Origin of the sequence: Halorubrum sp. SS7, assembly GCF_005435055.1 — an archaeon.
In the GTDB taxonomy this organism is placed as follows: Archaea; Halobacteriota; Halobacteria; order Halobacteriales; family Haloferacaceae; genus Halorubrum; species Halorubrum salinarum.
On sequence record NZ_SGXV01000001.1, the window covers coordinates 228,747 to 247,099 of the forward strand.

19 protein-coding genes and 1 tRNA gene are annotated in these 18,353 nt (G+C 70.5%); 11 read left to right on the forward strand and 9 right to left on the reverse strand.

Annotated elements, in window-relative coordinates; all coding sequences use genetic code 11:
• Positions 1-7 precede the first annotated feature (7 nt).
• The 6 genes from EXE44_RS01205 to EXE44_RS01230 all read right to left on the reverse strand — a co-directional run bounded on the left by EXE44_RS01205 (position 8) and on the right by EXE44_RS01230 (position 5,836).
• Complete coding sequence (locus EXE44_RS01205) at positions 8-724, reverse strand: molybdenum cofactor biosynthesis protein B (protein ID WP_137715609.1); 717 nt, start codon at positions 722-724, stop codon at positions 8-10.
• A 43-nt stretch (positions 725-767) separates the two neighbouring features.
• On the reverse strand, positions 768-1,184 hold the full coding sequence (locus tag EXE44_RS01210; protein WP_137715610.1) for a hypothetical protein: 417 nt from the start codon (positions 1,182-1,184) through the stop codon (positions 768-770).
• Positions 1,185-1,264: 80 nt separating this feature from the next.
• Positions 1,265-1,480, reverse strand: coding sequence for a hypothetical protein (locus EXE44_RS01215; protein ID WP_233559299.1), 216 nt, complete (start codon positions 1,478-1,480; stop codon positions 1,265-1,267).
• A 92-nt stretch (positions 1,481-1,572) separates the two neighbouring features.
• Positions 1,573-3,768, reverse strand: coding sequence for a PAS domain S-box protein (locus tag EXE44_RS01220; protein WP_137715611.1), 2,196 nt, complete (start codon positions 3,766-3,768; stop codon positions 1,573-1,575).
• 54 nt (positions 3,769-3,822) lie between these two features.
• Positions 3,823-5,061, reverse strand: coding sequence for an NAD(P)/FAD-dependent oxidoreductase (locus EXE44_RS01225; protein WP_137715612.1), 1,239 nt, complete (start codon positions 5,059-5,061; stop codon positions 3,823-3,825).
• Positions 5,062-5,263: 202 nt separating this feature from the next.
• The gene (locus EXE44_RS01230) at positions 5,264-5,836 is read right to left on the reverse strand and encodes a DUF1684 domain-containing protein (RefSeq protein WP_137715613.1); all 573 of its coding nucleotides are present in this window, start codon (positions 5,834-5,836) and stop codon (positions 5,264-5,266) included.
• 106 nt (positions 5,837-5,942) lie between these two features.
• Here EXE44_RS01230 and EXE44_RS01235 point away from each other — a divergent pair, with 106 nt between their 5' ends.
• Both EXE44_RS01235 and EXE44_RS01240 read left to right on the forward strand, forming a co-directional pair.
• Positions 5,943-7,166: a PQQ-binding-like beta-propeller repeat protein gene (locus EXE44_RS01235; RefSeq protein ID WP_137715614.1), complete on the forward strand. Its 1,224-nt coding sequence runs from the start codon at positions 5,943-5,945 to the stop codon at positions 7,164-7,166.
• Between the two features lie 72 nt (positions 7,167-7,238).
• Complete coding sequence (locus tag EXE44_RS01240; RefSeq protein ID WP_121562171.1) at positions 7,239-7,835, forward strand: DUF6149 family protein; 597 nt, start codon at positions 7,239-7,241, stop codon at positions 7,833-7,835.
• A gap of 172 nt (positions 7,836-8,007) precedes the next feature.
• On the opposite strand, the gene EXE44_RS20140 is transcribed toward EXE44_RS01240, so the two are convergent.
• On the reverse strand, positions 8,008-8,568 hold the full coding sequence (locus tag EXE44_RS20140) for a hypothetical protein (protein WP_158293422.1): 561 nt from the start codon (positions 8,566-8,568) through the stop codon (positions 8,008-8,010).
• A 277-nt stretch (positions 8,569-8,845) separates the two neighbouring features.
• On the opposite strand from EXE44_RS20140, the gene EXE44_RS01250 reads away from it, so the two are divergent.
• Together EXE44_RS01250 and EXE44_RS01255 are read left to right on the forward strand one after the other, a co-directional pair.
• A complete protein-coding gene (locus EXE44_RS01250) occupies positions 8,846-9,862 on the forward strand; it encodes an AI-2E family transporter (protein WP_137715615.1) in 1,017 nt (338 codons plus the stop codon).
• 33 nt (positions 9,863-9,895) lie between these two features.
• Positions 9,896-10,408, forward strand: a complete 513-nt coding sequence (locus EXE44_RS01255) for a TspO/MBR family protein (RefSeq protein ID WP_137715616.1) — start codon at positions 9,896-9,898, stop codon at positions 10,406-10,408.
• On the opposite strand, the gene EXE44_RS01260 is transcribed toward EXE44_RS01255, so the two are convergent.
• A complete protein-coding gene (locus EXE44_RS01260; RefSeq protein ID WP_137715617.1) occupies positions 10,405-11,040 on the reverse strand; it encodes a GNAT family N-acetyltransferase in 636 nt (211 codons plus the stop codon). The genes EXE44_RS01255 and EXE44_RS01260 overlap by 4 nt on opposite strands.
• Before the next feature lie 71 nt (positions 11,041-11,111).
• Between EXE44_RS01260 and EXE44_RS01265 the strand changes: the two genes are divergently transcribed.
• Complete coding sequence (locus tag EXE44_RS01265; protein ID WP_137715618.1) at positions 11,112-11,687, forward strand: class I SAM-dependent methyltransferase; 576 nt, start codon at positions 11,112-11,114, stop codon at positions 11,685-11,687.
• A gap of 117 nt (positions 11,688-11,804) precedes the next feature.
• Entirely contained in the window at positions 11,805-12,809 is a 1,005-nt protein-coding gene (locus EXE44_RS01270) for a sulfurtransferase (RefSeq protein ID WP_241991774.1), read from the forward strand.
• 15 nt (positions 12,810-12,824) lie between these two features.
• Here the strand turns inward: EXE44_RS01270 and EXE44_RS01275 are convergent, their stop codons facing one another.
• Positions 12,825-14,234 (reverse strand): ATP-binding protein, encoded by a 1,410-nt coding sequence (locus tag EXE44_RS01275; protein WP_137715619.1) that lies wholly within the window; start codon positions 14,232-14,234, stop codon positions 12,825-12,827.
• 216 nt (positions 14,235-14,450) lie between these two features.
• Here EXE44_RS01275 and EXE44_RS01280 point away from each other — a divergent pair, with 216 nt between their 5' ends.
• The 5 genes from EXE44_RS01280 to sod all read left to right on the forward strand — a co-directional run bounded on the left by EXE44_RS01280 (position 14,451) and on the right by sod (position 18,314).
• A complete protein-coding gene (locus EXE44_RS01280; protein ID WP_137715620.1) occupies positions 14,451-15,065 on the forward strand; it encodes an NUDIX domain-containing protein in 615 nt (204 codons plus the stop codon).
• Between the two features lie 102 nt (positions 15,066-15,167).
• The gene (locus EXE44_RS01285) at positions 15,168-15,923 is read left to right on the forward strand and encodes a DUF2064 domain-containing protein (RefSeq protein WP_137715621.1); all 756 of its coding nucleotides are present in this window, start codon (positions 15,168-15,170) and stop codon (positions 15,921-15,923) included.
• Positions 15,924-16,070: 147 nt separating this feature from the next.
• Positions 16,071-17,039 (forward strand): type II CAAX prenyl endopeptidase Rce1 family protein, encoded by a 969-nt coding sequence (locus EXE44_RS01290; protein WP_137715622.1) that lies wholly within the window; start codon positions 16,071-16,073, stop codon positions 17,037-17,039.
• 208 nt (positions 17,040-17,247) lie between these two features.
• Positions 17,248-17,331, forward strand: a tRNA-Ser gene (locus tag EXE44_RS01295).
• A gap of 383 nt (positions 17,332-17,714) precedes the next feature.
• Positions 17,715-18,314, forward strand: a complete 600-nt coding sequence (gene sod / locus EXE44_RS01300; RefSeq protein WP_137715623.1) for a superoxide dismutase — start codon at positions 17,715-17,717, stop codon at positions 18,312-18,314.
• Positions 18,315-18,353 lie beyond the last annotated feature (39 nt).

Consider the following 18,353-nt stretch of genomic DNA (forward strand, 5'->3'; position numbering starts at 1 on the left):
CCCTGGGTCAGGCGTCTCCGCCTTCCTCGTCGCCCCCTCCGCCGTCGCGGCTATCCGCGTCGTCACCCTGCCCTCCCTCTCCGTTCTCGTCCTCGGCCGGTTCGTCGTCGAGCCCGCGGCCGGCGAGCCCGACGAGGTGGCCGACCTCGGTGAGGACGATCTCGTCGACGCCGAGCCGGACCGCGTTCTCCGAGCCCGGGAGACAGAACACCGGCGTGGCGGAGACGACGCCGGCGGTCGCGCGCGAGCCGATGGTCCGCGTGCCGACCTCCTCGTAGGAGAGCCGGCGGAACAGCTCGCCGAACCCGGGGAGCCGCTTCGCGAACAGGCCGCGGACCGCCTCCGGCGTCACGTCGTCGGGCGTGACGCCCGTCCCCCCGGTGGTCACCACCACGTCGGTGTCCTTCCGCCGAGCGAGTCGGTCGACGGTACCTTGGACGCTGTCGTAGTCGTCCGGGATCAGCTCGCGGACCGACACCTCGTGGCCCGCCTCCTCGAACGCCGCCGCGACGTAGTCGCCGGCCGGGTCCTCGTCCGCGCCCCGCGACGAGGAGACCGTGACGACCGCGGCCGCGACCGAGTCCGCGTCGTGGTGGTGATGGCCGTGGTCTCCGTGGCCGTGATCATCGTGATCGTGGCCGTGGTCATCGTGACTGTGGTTGTGGCCATCGTGGCCATCTCCAGAATGGTCGCCGTCGTGGCTGTCGTCGCCGTGGTCGGTCATACGTCCGCCTTCGGCGCCCGCGTCAAAACACCTCCCGGTCTCGTCAGGGCCAGTCGTCGCGCGCCTGCTCCTCGGGCGCCTCATCGTCCGGCTCGCCCGTCGCGAGCGTCCACCCCGCGGCCTCGGCGGCGTCCTCGACCTGGAGGAACTCCCACCCGGTCGCCTCGGCGACGGCCTCGTCCTCGTCGTCGACGCCGACGAAGACGTGCCGATCCGTGTCGAACTGTCCGCTGATGTTCTCTAAGCTCTCCTCGACGCCGCGCGGGCCGGAGAAGAAGTCCTGTCGCACGCGGTGTTTCCGCGTGAAGTTCGTGACGACGTAGGTGGGCTTCTCGCTGACGACCCCGACGTACTCCGTCCACTGCCGGGCGTTGTTGAACACCGCGTTGGGGTCCGCGAGCGCTTTCAGCGCCTCCAACTCGAACGCCAGCGTCATGTCTGTGGATCCGCCGCTGTCCATGCGCCCCGCTTGCCGCCCGCCGGCGAAAACAACTTCGCTTCCGCGTAGCCCGCCGGCCGCTCACCCCGAGGCGGCCGCCGTCACCGCGACCGGACCAGGTAGTAGTCGGTGAACTTCACCACGTCGCCGTCGTCGAGGTCGCCGGTCTCGGGCGCCGTCCACGGCTCGCCCGCCAGCTCCCGCACGACGCCCTGCTCGTCGTCGTCCAGTTCGTCGTAGTGGCGGACGCGCGCGTCCGACGGGACGCGGCCGGTGCGGCGGAGCCGCAGCCGTCGCCCGGTGTCTCTGAGTGACATGTGATACCGTATAACACGATTAATCATAAGCGTTTCGCGGCGGCCGCCGTCCCGACCGAGGCCGCGGGCTCGGCGGGCCCGTCGTCGACGCCTCACTCACCGGGGAGTCGGCCCTCCCGGCGCGACAGCGTGAGCGTGACCGCCGTGCCGCGGGGCTCCGCGTCCGCGACGGCCGCCGAGCCGCCCGACTGCTGTACGACCCAGTAGACGAGCCACAGGCCGAGGCCGCTGCCGTGGTACAGCGCGTCGACCGCGGTGCCGTCGACGAGCACGTCTCGGTTCATGTCGCTCAGTCCCGGCCCGTCGTCGGCGACGCGGACCGCGACCGAGTCGTCGCTCGTCTCGACCGACACCTCGACCGTCGGTCGGTCCCGGTCGTGGTGAACGATCGCGTTCCGGATCATCTCGTCCACCGCCCGCGAGAGCCACGTCGTCGCGGACGCGACCGCAATCCCGTCGTCCGGCACCGAGACGTCGACGGTCGCGCTCGGGAACTCGTCGGCCGCCGCGGCCGCCACCTGTCGGACGATCCGGCCGACGTCGACGCGCTCCGTCTCCGCCCCGTCGCTCAGTATCTCGGTGATGTGATGGGCCTTCTCGCTGGTCTCTAAGAGGTCGTCGGCCCGGGAGACGACGTACTCCGCGGCGGCGGCCGGGTCGGCGTCGCCAGCCGCGATCTGCTGTGCGCGCCCCCTGACGACTGTCAGCGCGTTCCGGAGGTTGTGCTGGAGGACGCGGTCGACGACCCGCAGTTGTCGCGCGCGGTTCTCGCTGTCGGTCACGTCCCTGAGCACGCCGACCACGCCGGCGGGCGCCTCGCCGTCGGGACTGTCGAGCGGGTAGTACCGGACGTCGAACGTCCGCTTCCCGCGGGTCGGGTGGGTCCGCGTCGTCCGGTACTCGACGGACTCGCCACGGAGCGCCCGCTCCACCTGTCTCTCGACGCGCTCGTAGCTCCCCTCCGGGACGACGTCGGCGAGCGTCAGATCCGTCACGTCGCGGTCGCCGATCCCGTGGTACTCCCGGTACTGCGGGTTGGCGAACAGCAGCCGCCCGTCGCGGTCGACCGCGGCGATGAGGTCCGTCGCCCCGTTGATGGCGCGCTCGTACCGTTCCAGCTCCCGCTCCCGGCGCTTGCGGTCGGTGACGTTCCGGCAGATGGCGAAGGTCCCGGCCAGTTCGCCGTCGGCGTCGTAGTACGGGTACCGCTGCGTGCTGAACGTCGCCTCGCGGCCGCTCGTCGGGAACTCGGGCGAGACCTCGTACTCGACCGTCTCCTCGCGTTCGAGCACCTCCCGCCGGCGCTCGTCTATCTCGGCCGCGGCCGCCGGGTCCATGAGCGCGAACTCGTCGGTGCCGTACAGCGCCTCGCGGTCGACGCCCGCGAACTCGCTCACGGCCTCGTTCAGCAGTTCGAACTCGCCGTCGCGGTTCTGGAGGAGCACCGGGTCGTCGAGCCGTTCGACGATGTCCCGGTACTGCTTCAGCCGCCCCGTGGCGGCCTTCCGCTCCGTGATGTCCGTCTGAATGGCGACGAACCGCGACACCTCCCCGTCGTCGTCGACCACGGGCGCGATCGTCTGGTGGGCGTGATACGGCTCGCCGTCGCGGCGTCGGTCGACTATCTCCTCCTCCCACACCTCGCCGTCCAGCAGGGTCGCCCACAGCGCGTCGAAGTACTCGTCGGGCATCTCGCCGGAGTTGAGTATCGCCGGGGTCTCGCCCAGGGCCTCCTCCGGCTCGTAGCCGGTCTGCTCGGTGAACGCCGGGTTGACGTACTCGATCGTTCCGTCTGTGTCGGTGACGTAAATCGCGTGGCCGGCGTGTTCGACGAGGTTGCGGAACGTCTCCGCCCGCCGGCCGCCGACCTCCTCGACGCCGTCACGGAAGATCCCAGTGTACACCGGATCGCGGCCGTCACGGTCCGCCTCGTCGCCACCGTCGCCTCCCGCCCCGCCGGGAACGTGTTCGTGGAAGCGCACGGAGAACGTCACCGTGTGGCCGTCGGCGTGGCGGATCGGCACCGAAACGCTCCCGCTCTCGTCGAGTCCCTCGACCCGCGCGATCCGGTCCCGAACCGACTCGGCCCCCGCGTCGCCGGCGTCCGGCGCGACGATGAACGCGAGTTCGCGTCCCTGTAGCTCGTTCGGCTTGTAGCCGAACGCCGACGCGGTCGCCGGGTTCGCGTGGACGATCGCTCCCTCGCCGTCGACGGAGACGACCGGGTCCGAACACTCCGCGACGAAGGAGGCGAAGAAGTCCCCGTCGGGAAGCCGTCCAGCGTTCATGAGCGGAGAGTACGCCCCCGCGGGCGAAAAGGTAGTCGGACGCGGCGTCGCGTTCTACTGCTCCGTCGTCGCCGCGAGGTCGTCGACGGAGAAGCCGGGCTCCATGAGGAGGTCGGTCTGTCCGCTCACGTCGCGGCCCTCGCGCATCAGCTGCTTGAACGCGGACTGCGGCGAGAGGTCGCCGATGAGCACGCCGCCGACGACCTTGCCGTCCTTCAGCGCGACGCGGCGCCACTCGGCGTCGCCGGTGGTCGCCTCCACCGACTCCTCGCCGAGCGTCGGGTGGCCGAACGAGAGGAACGGGAAGTCGAAGTGCGTGATCGAGTACGAGGAGACCCACTTGAACGCCTCGCTGCCGTAGTCGAGCATGTTGCGGGCCGCGATGGACCCCTGCTCCTTCGCGGAGCCCCACGAGCCGTTCTTCGCGTGCTCGCCGAGGATGAGGTCGTTGAACGTGGTGATGTCGCCCGCGGCGAACACGTTGTCGACGTTGGTGCGCATGAACTCGTCGACGACGATGCCGTCATCGAGCTCAAGCGGCGTGTCCTCGACGAGCTCGGTGTTGAAGTTCAGGCCGATGGCGACGCCGGCGAAGTCGCACTCGTAGCGCTCGCCGTTCGGGTCGACCGCGGCCTCGACGTGGCCCTCGTCGTCGACCTCGAAGCGGTCGACGCCGGAGTCGAAGACCGGCTCGACGCCGCGCTCGCGCATCGCCTCGTGCATGATCTCCGCGCCCTCCTCGGAGAGCGCGTAGCGCCACCAGCAGTCGCCGCGCATGAGGTACTTCGCCTCGACGCCCTGCGCGCCGCAGATGGCCGCGAAGTCGATGCCGAGGAGGCCGGCGCCGACGATGACGCCCTTCTCGGCGCCCTCCACGCTCTCTTTGATGTTGCGGGCGTCCTGGAACGTCCAGAAGTGGTGGATCCCGTCGGCGTCGGCGTTCTCGACGGGGAGCTGCTGGGGCGTGCCCCCGATGGCGAGCAGGAGGGAGTCGTACTCGAAGGTCTCCCCCTCGTGGGTGTGGACTGCGTCGTTCTCCACGTCGATGTCGACGACGACCGTGTTCAGCCGGAGGTCGACGTCGTGCTCGTCGTACCAGTCCTCCTGGTGGATCGAGATCGGGGCCTCGGGGAGCTTCCCCTTCGCGTACTCCTTGATCAGAATCCGGTTGTAGAGGGACTCACCCTCGTCCGTGAGAACCGTGATCTCGGCGTCGGGCGCTTCCTCGCGGAGCGTCTCGGCCGCGGACGCGCCCGCGATACCGTCACCGATGATCACGTACGAATCGCTCATGTCCGGCCGTTCGGATTCATGGTTAATGTGGGTTGTCATCCGCGTCCGGGGGCATGCGACGGATACGCACGACCGGCGAAAACGGCCGAAGTGACGCGTTTCCGTCGGAAACTCTCACACCGGCCGGCGCTCGGGCTCGCGGCGCTGCGCCCCCTGCGCCGATCGGTGGCTCCGACCGACGACATGGGGTCCTCGCCCCCAGTCAGTGGTCGGCTCCGGCCGGCTCCGCGGGGAAGTCCTTCTCGCCGGCCTCGACGGCGACGTCGAGCCAGTTCTCCGTCGGGACGAGCGGGCACTCGTAGGCGTGGTTGTACGCGCACGTCGGGTTGTACGCGAGGTTGAAGTCCACGACCCACTCGCCGTCGACGCGGTCGCGGTCGGGCTCTAAGTCGAGGTACCGGCCCGCGCCGTACGTCTCGTCGCCGCTCGTCGCGTCGCGGAACGGCACCCAGAACCGGTCCGCACCGTCTGCCGGCCGATACGCCTGGAGCGTCGCCGCCTCGCCGTCGACCTCGAAGCGGAACTCCCCCCACCGGCGGTACGTCTGTTCGCCCTCGGCCGTCGTCTCGACGGTCACCGTCTCCTTTTCGTCGTGCTCGTGGAGCGGCAGGACGAACCGGTACGCCGGGTCCGGGTCGTAGTACGCCAGTCCGGGGAAGCCGTCGCCCCGCATCGAGACCGGTAGCGGCGACCGCGCCGACTCGCGGAACTGCTGCGTCTTCGCCTCCCGCTGCGCCTCCACCTGTGCCGCCCAGTCGTCCGCGTCGTCGTCCATGATTGCCTTAGTATTGCGCCGCGCGCACAATAACAATTCCGACAACGGAACTCTCGACCGCGCCGGCGACAGAAGGCACTTATAGCGTTCTCGGGGACGTTGAGCCGTGAACAGACGAACTGCCCTCTCCACCTTGGCGGTCGGTGGGTTCGTCGGAGTTGCTGGCTGTCTCGGCGACGTGCGCATTGGCGGCGACGACGAGCGATCGGATAGCGACGGGTCGGACCCCGAACTGAACCGAGAGGTCGAAACGAACGGCGCCGAGGACGGCCCCCGGTCGCAGTTCCAGTGGGGACCGGCGCACGTCGGACGCCGCGAGGATGCGGGACCGACAGACGACATCGACGTGTTCTGGCGGCGGACGCCGTTCCGGTACGACCACTCGCAGCCGGTCGTCGTGGGCAATCGGGTGTACGTCTCTTTCTCGGGGACCTTGTTTCGTCTCAATCTCGCGACCGGCGAGGTACAGTGGTCGACGGAGGTCGGTCACGACGGGTCGTCGACGCCGGCGATTCGCGACGGCATCGCATACGTGACGGTTTGGAACGGCGGGGGCGAGACCGACCGCGGACTGGCGGCCGTCGACGCCGAGAGCGGCGAGGTGCGGTGGCGGCGGCTGACCGACACGGAGATCACGACGGCGCCGACCGTGACCGACGACGGCGTGTTCGTGGGAGGCGGCTACGAGACGCAGACCGTCGCGGCGTTCGACCGCGACGGGACCGAACGGTGGCGCAACGACCTCGCTGAGTACGCTTCCGCGCCCGCCGTCGCCGACGGAACCGTCGTCTACGGCGCGGGCGATCCCCGTGTCGTCGCCTACGACGCCGCCTCGGGAGCGGAACTGTGGACGGCCGACGTCGACGGGGACGCGACCGCGACGCCGACCGTCGCCGACGGCCGCGTGCTGATCGGAACGCGAGCCGGGACCCTGTACGCGCTCGACCTCGGCGACGGAACCGTCGAATGGACTGACGACCTCCTGGGACCCGTCCGGCGGTCGGTCGCCGTCGCGGCCGACACGGCGGTGGTTCCGACCGAACTCGGGCTCGTCGCCGTCGGCACCGGCGGAGAGCGGCTGTGGAGCGACGACGAGGTCGCCGGCGCGACCGCGCCGATGGTCGCGGACGGGGTCGCGTACCTCGGCGATGGCCGGACCGTCCGCGCGATCGCGGTCGAAGACGGGACAGAGCGGTGGTCCTTCCGGACTCGCGAGCGCACTTACACCGACGTCTTGCTCCAGGGCGTCCGCGCCGCTCCGACGGTCGTCGACGGCGTCGTCCTCGCGGCGACCCATGCGGGTGACGTGTACGCGCTCGGCGAGACCTGAAGCGGTTGCCGGACCGCGTTTCGAACCGGTTCGACGCCACACATTCAAGAGCGTCCCGACCCAACGACGCGTATGAAAATCCGGCAGAACATCCGCCACTGGGCCGCCAAGAAGGCGTTGACCACGCCGGTCGTCGGCGACGTCGCCAACGACAAGCTCGTCGACCTCCACACGAGCATCTTCCTCAACAAGGCCGACGAGGACCGCCGGGAGGAGCGCCGCGACCACCTCGACAGCTTCTTCGACGCGACGATGGACACGTACGTCGCCGCGTTGGAGGCCGGCTTCCCGGAGGCTGAGGCCCGAGAGATCACCCACGTCCAGGCGAACTTCGACTTCTTCAACTACGGCTGGACGGAGATGATGGAGATCCCCGGCGACGAGCTGGAGCCCCACTACCGCCGGTACGAGTCCTTCTTCACCGAGTACGGGATCACGATCGACGACCCGCTCGGCGACTTCCGCCCGCCGGAGGGGATCGTCGACGCGCCGGAGACCCCGGAGAAGCTCGCCTCGCCGGAGTACGAGAACGCCCTGGCCGGCTTCGCGGACGACGTGTACGTCGAGACCGACGACGGCGAGACGGTCGTCGGCGGCGACACGGAAGAGCCGGACGAGGTCGACCCCGCGGCCGCGCCCGGCCTCGACGAGGACGAGGCCAGCGCCTGAGTCGTCCTCGCTCACGTCGACCGTCGAACTGATCTCACAGCTTGTCCGCGGTGCGTGACGCGCACGCTTAGACGACCGGTAGCGGCGCGGCTGGCAGGCGAACCAGCAAAAAGCGATTAGCGTTCGATGTGGGTCACGCGGAGGGCCTCCGGGTCACCGGGGTCACCGCGCGTCAGTCGTCGTCTTCGTCCTCTTCATCGTCGTCTTCGGCTTCCGCCTCTTCGTCGTCGTCTTCGTCGTCCTCCTCGTCGTCATCGTACTCCTCTTCATCGTCGTCCTCTTCGGCCTCGTCGTCAGCCTCCTCGGCCGCGTCGTCGTTATCGTCGGCGTCGACGTCGCGGTCGTACTCGTACTCCTCTTCGAGGAGCGTCAGCGAGCCGTCGGCGACGGCGTACTTGAGTTCGCCCTCGGCCCCCTCGGTTTCGATCTCGATCTCCGCCTCGTCGTCGTCGGCGACGGCGAACGACGCGGTGCCGTCCGCGCCGGTCTGTGCGGTCTGGTCGTCGTAGCTGACCGAGACGTTCTCGGCGGGCCCGTCGTCGGCCGTGACGGTCACGACGAGGGTCTCGTTATCGATCGCCGCGCTCGCGTCGATGGTTGTGGCGCTCGTCGACTGGTCGTCGGTCTGTGCGAGCTGGCCGGCGCCCGGGGTGGCGGCACCGGTCGCGCCGGCGACGCCGGCGACACACAGCAGCGCGGCCGCGACGATCGCGGCGATTGTGCTTCGACTCATGCGCTCGTCACGTGGGGCCTGACGGGAATAAACGGGTGAGACCGTTAGCGCCGCTATCGCCGATTTAACCGGATTTAACGTGATTCGTCGCGGGCGATGACCCCAGCGTCCACGCTCATCGAGGGACGAGCGCCCCCGATCGACGTGGTCGCTGGGCGCGCGCACTCCGCGCCGCCGAGAGGCGCTGCCGTCGTTCCGGGGCGGCTCCGACCGGAGTCTCCGTCGGTCGGCTCCGCCCGCCGCGCATATTTATATTCCGGGGGTGACACCGACTTCCATGAACCGCGGGCAATCGTTCCTGCTTCTCCTCATGGGGTCGGTCGCGCTGTTGACCCTCTTCGTCATTCTCCCGTTCGTCGAGTACGTGATCGCCGCGGCGATCCTCGCGTTCGTCCTCTACCCGTTCCACCGTCGGCTCTCGCGGTGGCTCCGGGCCCGCGTCTCGAAGCGCTTCGGACAGATGCTCTCGGCGCTGACGCTCATCTTCTCCGCCATCGTCGCCGTGATCCTCCCGCTCGCGTACATCTCGTGGGTGTTCGTGCGCGACCTCACGGCCATCGCCGCGGGCGAGACCGCGATCAACGTCGCGGCGATCGAAGCGGAGATCGCGGCGCTCACCGGGCAGGACCCCGAGGTCGCCGACCTGCTCCAGACCGCCGGCGAACTGCTCGTCGAGGTCCTGTTCGGCGGGTTCAGCGGCGTGGTCACCACGGGGCTCCGGGCCTCGGTCGGGCTGTCGCTCGCGCTGTTCCTGCTCTACTACACCCTCATCGACGGGCCGGCGTTCGTGCGGTGGATCCGGGACACGAGCCCGCTGCCGCCCGACGTCACGGCGGACCTCGTCGACCGGATCGACGCGATGACGCGGGGGGTGGTGATCGGCCACATCTCCGTCTCGCTGCTTCAGGCCGTCATCGCCGGGCTCGGGCTCTGGGTCGCCGGGATCCCCAACGTGGTGTTCTGGACGTTCGTGATGGCGGTGCTGGCGCTTTTACCGCTCATCGGCGCCTTCTTCGTGTGGGGGCCCGCCGCGGCCTACCTCGTGATCGTCGACCAGGTCACGGCCGGGATCTTCCTCGCGGTGTACGGCGTCGCGGTGATCGCGATGGTCGACAACTACGCCCGGCCGCTCGTCATCGACCAGCGGGCGCACCTCAACCCCGCGATCATCCTCCTCGGCGTGTTCGGCGGCATCTACTCGGTCGGCTTCACCGGCCTGTTCGTCGGGCCGATCGTGATCGGCGTGCTCGCGGCCACGCTAGAGACGTTCCGCGAGGACTACGACGCGATCTGACGGATTTAACCGCTCAGCCCGCGAAGGTCGCCCATGGTGACGACCGCGACCTCTCGGCTCCCGGACCGCCGCGACGCCTTCCTCATCGCCGCCGCGGCGGTCGCGGTCAACCTGATCGGCGCGCTCGGCGTCCCCTTCACCACGACGCAGAGCGCGTGGTTCACGTCGCTTGAGCTCCCCGCCTTCTACCCGCCGGGCTGGGCGTTCGGCGTCGTCTGGCCGATCCTGTACGCGCTGTGCGGCGCCGCCGCGGCCCTCGTATACCTGGCCGGGCGCGACGGCGCGGCGCCGGCGGGGCGCGTCCGGACGGCGCTCGCGCTGTTCGGCGTCCAACTCGCCGTCAACGTCGCGTGGTCGCCGACCTTCTGGGGGCTCGAACGCGCCGACCTCGGCCTCGCCGTCCTCGCCGTCCTCCTTCCGCTCGTCGCCGCGACGATCCGGCTCTTCGACCGCGTCGACCGCCGCGCCGCGGCGCTGCTCGTCCCCTACCTCGCGTGGGTCTCCTTCGCGACCGCGCTCAACTACGCCATCTGGGCGCTCAACTAGGCACCTTTTCCGGAGTTCGTCGCGTCCGCCACCGGCGGCGGCCCGCGCTCCAGTCGCTCCGCGACGAACCGGCGCTCGGCCCGGCTCAGTTCGCCGTCCGTCTCGCGGAACGCCGACAGCCCCTCGCGGTACCGCTCGGGGTCGACGTCGGCGGGCGCCCCGGCCGGGCGCTCGAGTTCCAGTTCGGCGATCCCGGTGCGCTCGCCCGTGTAGGCGAAGCCGCACTTGTGGCACGCCTCGTAGGCGAACGGGTTGTTCACGGCGATCTTCACGCGCTCGAAGCCGGCGACGGCCAGGTCGGCGACGGTCTCGCCGATCAGCTCCGGCCCGATACCCTCCCCGCGGCGCGCGGCGTGGACCGTGACGTACCGCAGCCGACAGCAGTCGGGGTCGGTCCGGTCGGCCGAGAAGGAGACGGCCGCGATCACCTCGTCGTCGAACGCCTCCGGGTCGACCGTGTCGGGCAGCGGTTCGTCCGGCTCCCAGCCCGGCGCCGCCGGGGACCCGTCCGGCGTCCGGACCACCGCCTTCCCCGGCCCGCCGACGACGAACTTGCCGGCGTACGCGAACGCTCGGTAGTCGAGCCGGAGGGTCTCCCCCTCCCCGGGCGGACACACGAGCGCGTACTCCATGGGGACCGTACGGTGGCGAACGGGTAAATAGGGTCGGTGGCTCTTTGTCCGTCGCGGCGGTCGGACCGCTCATGTACGGCCTCGGCGACGTGGACTTCTTCGACCGGACGGCCCCGCTGTACGACCTCGCGATGCCGCCGGCGGACGGCGAGGCGCTCGCCGCCGGCCTCGATCACGCGACGCGCCCGATCGAGCGCCTCCTCGACGTCGGCGGGGGATCTGGCCGCGCGGCGGCCGCGCTGACGGGCCCGGACATCACGGTCGTCGACGCCTCCGTCGAGATGCTCTCGCGGGCGCGCCGCGGCCGCGGGCTTGACGGACTCGCCGCCGACGCCGGGCGCCTGCCGTTCCGCGACGCGAGCGTCGACGCCGTCACGGTCGTCGACGCCCTCCACCACCTGCCCGACCACGACGCCGCGCTCGCGGAGGCGGCCCGCGCGCTCGCGCCCGGCGGCGCGCTCGTCGTCCGCGAGTTCGACCCGAGTCACCCGCTCGGTCGGCTGCTCGTCGCCGGCGAGCACGCGATCGGCATGAACTCGCGGTTCCGGACGCCGGCCGACTTCGCGGCCGCGATGGACGGCGTCGGCCTCGACCCCCGGATCGTCGACCGCGGCTTCGGCTACACGGTCGTCGGCGTTCGGCGCTGAGGTCGCGCCCGAGGCCCCCGGGACCGCGCTCGCGACGGGGCGACACCGACAACACCGACGACACCGCCGACGGATCGGAGACAGCGTTAACCCCGTCGGGTCACGACTTGCGAACGAATGACAGGGAGACACGCGCGGCTCTCCAGGCGCGAGGCGCTGGCCGCCGGCGGCGCGGCGCTCGCGGCGACCGCCGGCTGCCTCGGCGTCCTCGACGACGGACGCCCGGCGGCGTACAGCACCCCCGCGGCCGAGGCGTTCGACGACGTCGTCGACGCCCGCTGGCTCTCCGAGAACCGCGACAGCGTGGCGCTGCTCGACGTCCGCGACGAGTCGGCGTTCGACGCGGCCCGGATCCCCGGCGCCCACCGCTTCTCCACCTCGGCGATGCTCGAGAGCCACTCGGCCGAGACGCCTGACGGGTTCGAGGCCGACCCCGGTGCGGTCGCGCGGACGCTCTCGCGGGCGGGGATCGCTCGGGACGACGACGTGGTGGTGTACGGCGCCGCCTCGGGCCTCTGGGAGACGTACGCCATCTACACGCTCAACGCCGTCGGCCACCGCGGGAGCGTCAGCCTCCTCGACGGCGGGTTCTCCGTCTGGGAGGCGGCCGGCGAGGAGACGACGTCGGCGGCGCCGTCGGCGAGCGAGACGGCGTACGAGCCGGCGATAGACACCGGCGTCGTGGCGACCCGCGAGTTCGTCGCGGAGCGCGTCTCCGAGGACGACGCCGCGGTCCCGATCCTCGACATGCGCTCGACGGCGGAGTACTGGGGGCAGGACCGGCGGGGCGACCTCGACCGGTTCGGGCACATCACCGGCGCGACGAACCTCCACTTCGTCCAGAGCATCGACGGCGAGGCGGGGCGGCTCCGCTCGCGGGCGGACCTCGAGACCCTCTGGCTCGACGACGCCGGGCTCTCGGACGACGGCGAGCCGGCGATCACGTACTGTCAGACCGGCGTCCGCGGCTCCGTCGGCTGGTTCGTTCTCGATCAACTCGGCCGGGTGGACACGCGGAACTACGAGGGCAGTTGGGCGGACTGGGGGACGCTCTCCGAGGCCGACGGCTACTACTACACCACGGGGGAGGGGACGGGGACCGTCGTCGACACGTTCGCCTGAGCACCGCGGCGTCGCTCAGTCGTGCGAGGCGCCGTGCGCGGCGTGGTCGTGGTCGTGCGACCCGTCGCCGGACTCGTCGTGGGTGTGCTCCTGTTCGCCGGAGCTCGTCTCGCCGAGCACCTCGGCGCCCTCGCCGTCGATCATGTCCATGTTCTTCAGGTTATCGCGCTCCTCGAAGTCCTGGACCGCCTCCATCACGTCCGCCTGCGTGATCGTCATCCGGTCCTCGGTGAGCGCGCCGAGGACGGCCTCGCGGAGCACCATCCGGAGGTCAGAGCCCGTGAGCCCGCTGGTCCGGTCGGCGACCTCCTCGGGGTCGAAGTCGGCGATCTGCATCTCCTTGGTCACGACGCGGAGGATGTCCGCGCGCATGTCGCGGTCCGGCTTGGGGAAGTTGACGATCTCGTCGAAGCGGCGCCACGCGGCGGCGTCGAGCTGGTCCGGGTGGTTCGTCGCGCCGATCAGCAGCACCTCGTCGCGCACGAGCGACACCTCGTCGATCGACTTGAGGAGGGTGTTGACCGCGCGCTTCAGGGCGGCGTGCTCGTCCGAGCGGCGGGTCTTCGCCACCGAGTCGAACTCGTCGATGAAGAGGATGCACGGCGAGAGCCGCTTGGCGACCTCGAAGCTCTTCTCGACGTTCTTCGACGTCTCGCCGAGGTACTGGCTCGTGATCATCGAGAGCTTCACCTCGACGAACGGGAGCCCGAGCTCGTGGGCGAGCGCGCGCGAGACGGTCGTCTTCCCGGTGCCCGGCGGGCCGACGAACAGCAGCTTGCCGATCTCGCGGAGGCCGATCTCCGCGAGGTACTCGCGGTGCTCGATCGCCTTGACGATCTTCTGGATCTCGCCCTCCTGGTCGCCGGTCAACACGAGGTCGGCCAGCGTCGTCTCGATCTCCTCGGGCGCCCGGACGTTGACGAGGTCGAGCATCTCGCCGTCCTCGTCCTCGTCGAAGTACTCCGCGAGCAGCGCGTCGATCCAGACGCGGTCGGCCTGGACCGGCCGCACGTCCTCTCGGGCCTCCTCGCGGGTCACCGGCGGTTCGAGGTCCTCGGCGGCGGCCATCGCGGCGACGACCGTCGGGTTCCCGGCGATACGGTCATCGTCCGCGTGATCGCGGTACCACTCCAGCCCCATCGCGGGCTGGGTCAGCGAGATCTCGCCGGAGAACTCCGTGCGCTGGGTGAAGAGGAGGTCCGAGACCGCCTCCCACGGCCGCTCGACGCCGGTCGCGGTGCGGGTGGTCTCGTCGGTCGCCTTCAGCGGTCGCTCCACGCCGCCGGGGGCGTCGTCGGCGGCGTCGGCCGACCAGAACACCTGCCGGAAGCGCGGGGGCAGGTCGTTCTCGTCGAGGTCGCGGTCCTGCGTGTAGAAGTGCGTCGTCAACACGAACTCGACGACGTCGAGCGCCGGGTCACTCATCCGCGCGAAGTAGCGCCGGGACGCGGTTAAGAGCGTCGAAGCGCCGCCGGTCGCGGGCGACCCCGCGGCGGACGCGACCGAACGCCGGAGGGTAGACGGTGGGTAGCGCGGGAACGGGCGTCCGGGAGCGCCGGTTGCCGCGGCGAGGCGCCCTCGGGGCTCGCGAGCGGCCGCGGTATCGAACCCTTATTAGCCCTGGTCCGCGACGTAACGCGCATGAGTTCCGAAGACGCTGCCGCACCGGGGGACCCCGCCGGCGACGGCGCGAGCGAGCCCGAGGACACGACCGACGCAGACCACGAGAACGCGCTTCAGGACGTCATCGCCGTCGACCCGGACGACGTCGCGCAGGGGACGGTGAACCGGCTCGACGCGCACACCGGCGACGGGATCCGCCACCGCGCGTTCACCTGCCTCGTCTTCGACGGGGACGGCCACGTCCTGCTGGCCCAGCGCGCGCCGACCAAGCGCCTGTGGGACGGCCACTGGGACGGCACGGTCGCCTCCCACCCCGTCGAGGGGCAGTCGCAGGAGGAGGCCACCGAACAGCGCCTCGAAGAGGAGCTCGGCATCTCGCCCGACCAGTACGACGACCTCCGGGTGACGGACAAGTTCGAGTACAAGCGCTACTACCCCAACGAGGGCGTCGAGTGGGAGGTCTGTGCGGTCCTGAAGGTCACCCTCGACGACACGACCCTCGACCCGGACGAGGAGGAGATCGGCGGCATGCTGTGGGCCGACTACGACCACCTCCACGAGAACCCCGAGCTGTACCGCCAGCTCCGCCTCTGCCCGTGGTTCGAGATCGCGATGCGGCGCGACTTCTCCTGAGCGGGCCGACCGACGCGCGCCGGTCCCGCGGGCCCGCGCCGCGTTCGAACGCCCGCCGGACCGAAGCAGCGAGTTGAAGGCGCTCCCGCGCCGCGTTCCGATATGACCGTCGTCGCCCTGCTGGCGAACCCGCCCCGCGAGGGGCTCGTCGGAACCGCGATCGCCGAGTCGACGCCGCTGTCGCCCGCCGAGGCGGCCGACCTCTACGAGGCGCAGTTCCGCGACGCCGTCCTCGCGGTCGAGCGCTCGGGCGGCGAGCTCCTCGTCAACTACCCCGACGAGGACGACCTCCCCGCCGAGTACCGGACCGAGACGAGCCCCGAGGCAGAGCTCCGGACGCTCGTCGCGGACACCCTCGGCGGCACCGACGAGGTCCGCTTCGAGCGGCAGGTGGGGTCCTCGTTCGGCGCGCGAGCCGGCAACACCGTCACGCACCTGCTGCGCGAGGAGGGCGCCGACTCCGTCGCGGTCGTCACCCCGACGGCGCCGCTGCTCTCGCGGACCATCGTCGACTCGGCGGCGATGAAGCTCCGGACGACAGAGGTCGTCCTCGGCCCCTCGTCGAACGGCCGGGCGTACTACGCGGGATTCACTCGGCCGATCGACTTCGACGGCGCGTTCGAGGCGCCGGCGCTGCCGACGCTCGCGGAGCGCGGCCGCGACGCGGACCGCTCGGTGGACTTCGTCGAGCCGTCGCCCTCGCTGGAGACCGGCGACGACCTCCTCGACGTGGTGCCGATGCTCCGCGCGCGGTTCGCCGCGGAGCGCGTGGTGCCCGACTACACGGCCGCGTTCGTCCACGAGAAGGGTCTCGACGTGGTCGTCGAGGACGGCGAGCAGCGGTTGGTTCGGGACTGACGGCCACCCGTCCGAGTCCGGCCCGGGTCCGGGCTTCCCCGCCGCGGTGGCGTCGCGTCACCAGTTCGCGGCCCTCGATCCGGTTCTGATCCTCCGCTCGAACGGCCACGAGGTTTATGTTCGTCTATTCGTTACCGATCTGTCACGATGGGGCTTTCGGCGAGCGACGCGCTCCGGCGCCTGCTGTGGGGCGGCGAGGGGGATCGGCTGCGCGCGACGTGGCGGATCCTGCTCGGGTTCGCCGTGGTGCTCGGAGCGCTGCTCACCGGTAGTCGGCTGCTCGGGCGAGTCGACGTCCCGGGCGTGCTGGTCAACGGTCCGGTGGCGCTGATCGTCCTCTTCGCCGTCGGGGCGTACGCGCTGGTGGCCTCGCTCGTCCCCGGCGAGCGACCGGTGCGCGGGTACGGCCTCGCGCTCGACCGCCGCTGGGCGCGCGACTTCCTCGCGGCGGTCGCCGTCGGGTGCGTCTTCCAGGGGCTCGTCACGGCCCTCCTGCTGGCGACCGGGACCGGGCGTGTCGTGGAGACGCTCTCTCCCGGAGTCGCGAGCGGCGGCGGCGCCCCGGCGGTCGCCGTCGCGGTCGCGGCGACGGCCGTCGGGTTCGTCGGCGTCGCGCTCTGGGAGGAGCTGCTCTTCCGCGGGGTGTTCATCGTCAACGCGAGCGAGGGGCTGGCCGCGCGGGGGCTCGAACCCCGGCGAGCGGTCCTGGTCGCCGGCGTCGCGAGCGTGCTCGCGTTCGGCCCCGCGCACGCCGTCGTCGCCGCCCAAGGGGCGAGCCCGATCTTCGCCGCCGGCCAGGCGATGGCCGCGGCGGTGTACTTCGCGGCCGCGTACGTCCTCACCGGCAGCCTCGCGTTCCCCGTCGGGCTCCACTTCGCGACCAACTTCTGGACGGTGTCGGTGTTCGGACTGGCCGACAGCGGGTTCCCGGCGCTCGTCAGGCTCGACCGAAGCCTCGGGGCGGGCGCCATCGAACTGCTGTTGGTCGTCCTCCCGACGCTCGTGATGCTCGGACTGATCGTCGGGTGGGTACGGGTCACGCGGGGGGACGTGTCGGCCGACGAGGCGCTGGCCGAGGCCGTCCGTCGCCGACACGGATCGGCTGCCGGCGAGTAGCCCGCGCCCGTTCGCGCCGGCGTACCGCGACAGACCGCGGTCGTCGAGAGAGGAGTCGGCGAGAGCGATAGCTTCAAACTCCCTCGAACGGATCGATAACCGACGCCGCGTCGCGACGAGTGCCGGCGATCTCGACGGCCCCGAATCGGCTGCGGGACCGACCGGTCGTCGACTCCGGATCGGACGACGGCGTCGGAACGCACCGAGCGGTGGGATGGCAGAGTGGCCCATTGCGCCTGCCTTGAAAGCAGGTAGCCTCACGGCTTCCTGGGTTCGAATCCCAGTCCCACCGTAAGCGCGCGGCGCACTCCGCGCTGCGCGCACCACGTGCGGAATTCGAATCAGAGAGCGACCGCAGGGAGCGACCGTGGTTCGAATCCCAGTCCCACCGTAAGCGCGCAGCGCACATCGCGCTACGCGCGCCACGTGCGCTTTGTGTACGGATTCGACTTCGAAGAGTGGCCCGCCGACAGAGAAACCACTTTCAGTTACGTCTTCGTTTCGGGCGCCTTTCACGAGTGGCTTCCGCGTTCGACGCGCGCACTCGCGGAACCGCAACCACACCGTTGGAGCCCCGAAACTCCCGATAACACTCACGTCCGGTGCCGCGTGGTAGCGCGTGCCGCATTATCTTTAACAGGTTTCCGGCACATGTTCGTGATAGGTGATACAAGCATGAGCTACGAACTCGATCCGCTCCCGTACGAGTACGACGCGCTTGAGCCCCACATTTCTGAGCAGGTGCTCGAATGGCACCACGACACCCACCACCAGGGGTACGTCAACGGCTGGAATTCCGCCGAAGAGACGCTCGAAGAGAACCGTGAGAACCACGACTTCTCTTCGTCCGGCGGCGCCATCCGCAACGTGACCCACAACTCTTCGGGCCACATCCTCCACGACCTGTTCTGGCAGAACATGTCCCCGGAGGGCGGCGACGAGCCCGAGGGTGAGCTGGCCGACCGCATCGAGGAGGACTTCGGCTCGTACGAGGCCTGGAAGGGCGAGTTCGAGGCGGCGGCCTCCGCGGCCAGCGGCTGGGCGCTCTTAGTGTACGACACGTTCTCGAATCAGCTTCGCAACGTCGTGGTCGACAAGCACGACCAGGGCGCGATCTGGGGCGGCCACCCGATCCTCGCGCTGGACGTCTGGGAGCACTCCTACTACCACGACTACGGCCCGGCCCGCGGCGAGTTCGTCGACAACTTCTTCGAGGTCGTCGACTGGGACGAACCGTCGGACCGCTACGAGCAGGCCGTCGAGCTGTTCGAGTAAGCGCGTTCGAGAGGACGCGTTACGCGCGTCGAGATCCGC

Bases quoted from the DNA above. Each gene is read 5' to 3' on its own strand.
- EXE44_RS01205 (WP_137715609.1), bottom strand. From the start codon at position 724: ATGACCGACCACGGCGACGACAGCCACGACGGCGACCATTCTGGAGAT.
- EXE44_RS01210 (WP_137715610.1), bottom strand. From the start codon at position 1,184: ATGGACAGCGGCGGATCCACAGACATGACGCTGGCGTTCGAGTTGGAG.
- EXE44_RS01215 (WP_233559299.1), bottom strand. From the start codon at position 1,480: ATGTCACTCAGAGACACCGGGCGACGGCTGCGGCTCCGCCGCACCGGC.
- EXE44_RS01220 (WP_137715611.1), bottom strand. From the start codon at position 3,768: ATGAACGCTGGACGGCTTCCCGACGGGGACTTCTTCGCCTCCTTCGTC.
- EXE44_RS01225 (WP_137715612.1), bottom strand. From the start codon at position 5,061: ATGAGCGATTCGTACGTGATCATCGGTGACGGTATCGCGGGCGCGTCC.
- EXE44_RS01230 (WP_137715613.1), bottom strand. From the start codon at position 5,836: ATGGACGACGACGCGGACGACTGGGCGGCACAGGTGGAGGCGCAGCGG.
- EXE44_RS01240 (WP_121562171.1), top strand. From the start codon at position 7,239: ATGAAAATCCGGCAGAACATCCGCCACTGGGCCGCCAAGAAGGCGTTG.
- EXE44_RS20140 (WP_158293422.1), bottom strand. From the start codon at position 8,568: ATGAGTCGAAGCACAATCGCCGCGATCGTCGCGGCCGCGCTGCTGTGT.
- EXE44_RS01250 (WP_137715615.1), top strand. From the start codon at position 8,846: ATGAACCGCGGGCAATCGTTCCTGCTTCTCCTCATGGGGTCGGTCGCG.
- EXE44_RS01255 (WP_137715616.1), top strand. From the start codon at position 9,896: ATGGTGACGACCGCGACCTCTCGGCTCCCGGACCGCCGCGACGCCTTC.
- EXE44_RS01260 (WP_137715617.1), bottom strand. From the start codon at position 11,040: ATGGAGTACGCGCTCGTGTGTCCGCCCGGGGAGGGGGAGACCCTCCGG.
- EXE44_RS01265 (WP_137715618.1), top strand. From the start codon at position 11,112: ATGTACGGCCTCGGCGACGTGGACTTCTTCGACCGGACGGCCCCGCTG.
- EXE44_RS01270 (WP_241991774.1), top strand. From the start codon at position 11,805: ATGACAGGGAGACACGCGCGGCTCTCCAGGCGCGAGGCGCTGGCCGCC.
- EXE44_RS01275 (WP_137715619.1), bottom strand. From the start codon at position 14,234: ATGAGTGACCCGGCGCTCGACGTCGTCGAGTTCGTGTTGACGACGCAC.
- EXE44_RS01280 (WP_137715620.1), top strand. From the start codon at position 14,451: ATGAGTTCCGAAGACGCTGCCGCACCGGGGGACCCCGCCGGCGACGGC.
- EXE44_RS01285 (WP_137715621.1), top strand. From the start codon at position 15,168: ATGACCGTCGTCGCCCTGCTGGCGAACCCGCCCCGCGAGGGGCTCGTC.
- EXE44_RS01290 (WP_137715622.1), top strand. From the start codon at position 16,071: ATGGGGCTTTCGGCGAGCGACGCGCTCCGGCGCCTGCTGTGGGGCGGC.
- sod (WP_137715623.1), top strand. From the start codon at position 17,715: ATGAGCTACGAACTCGATCCGCTCCCGTACGAGTACGACGCGCTTGAG.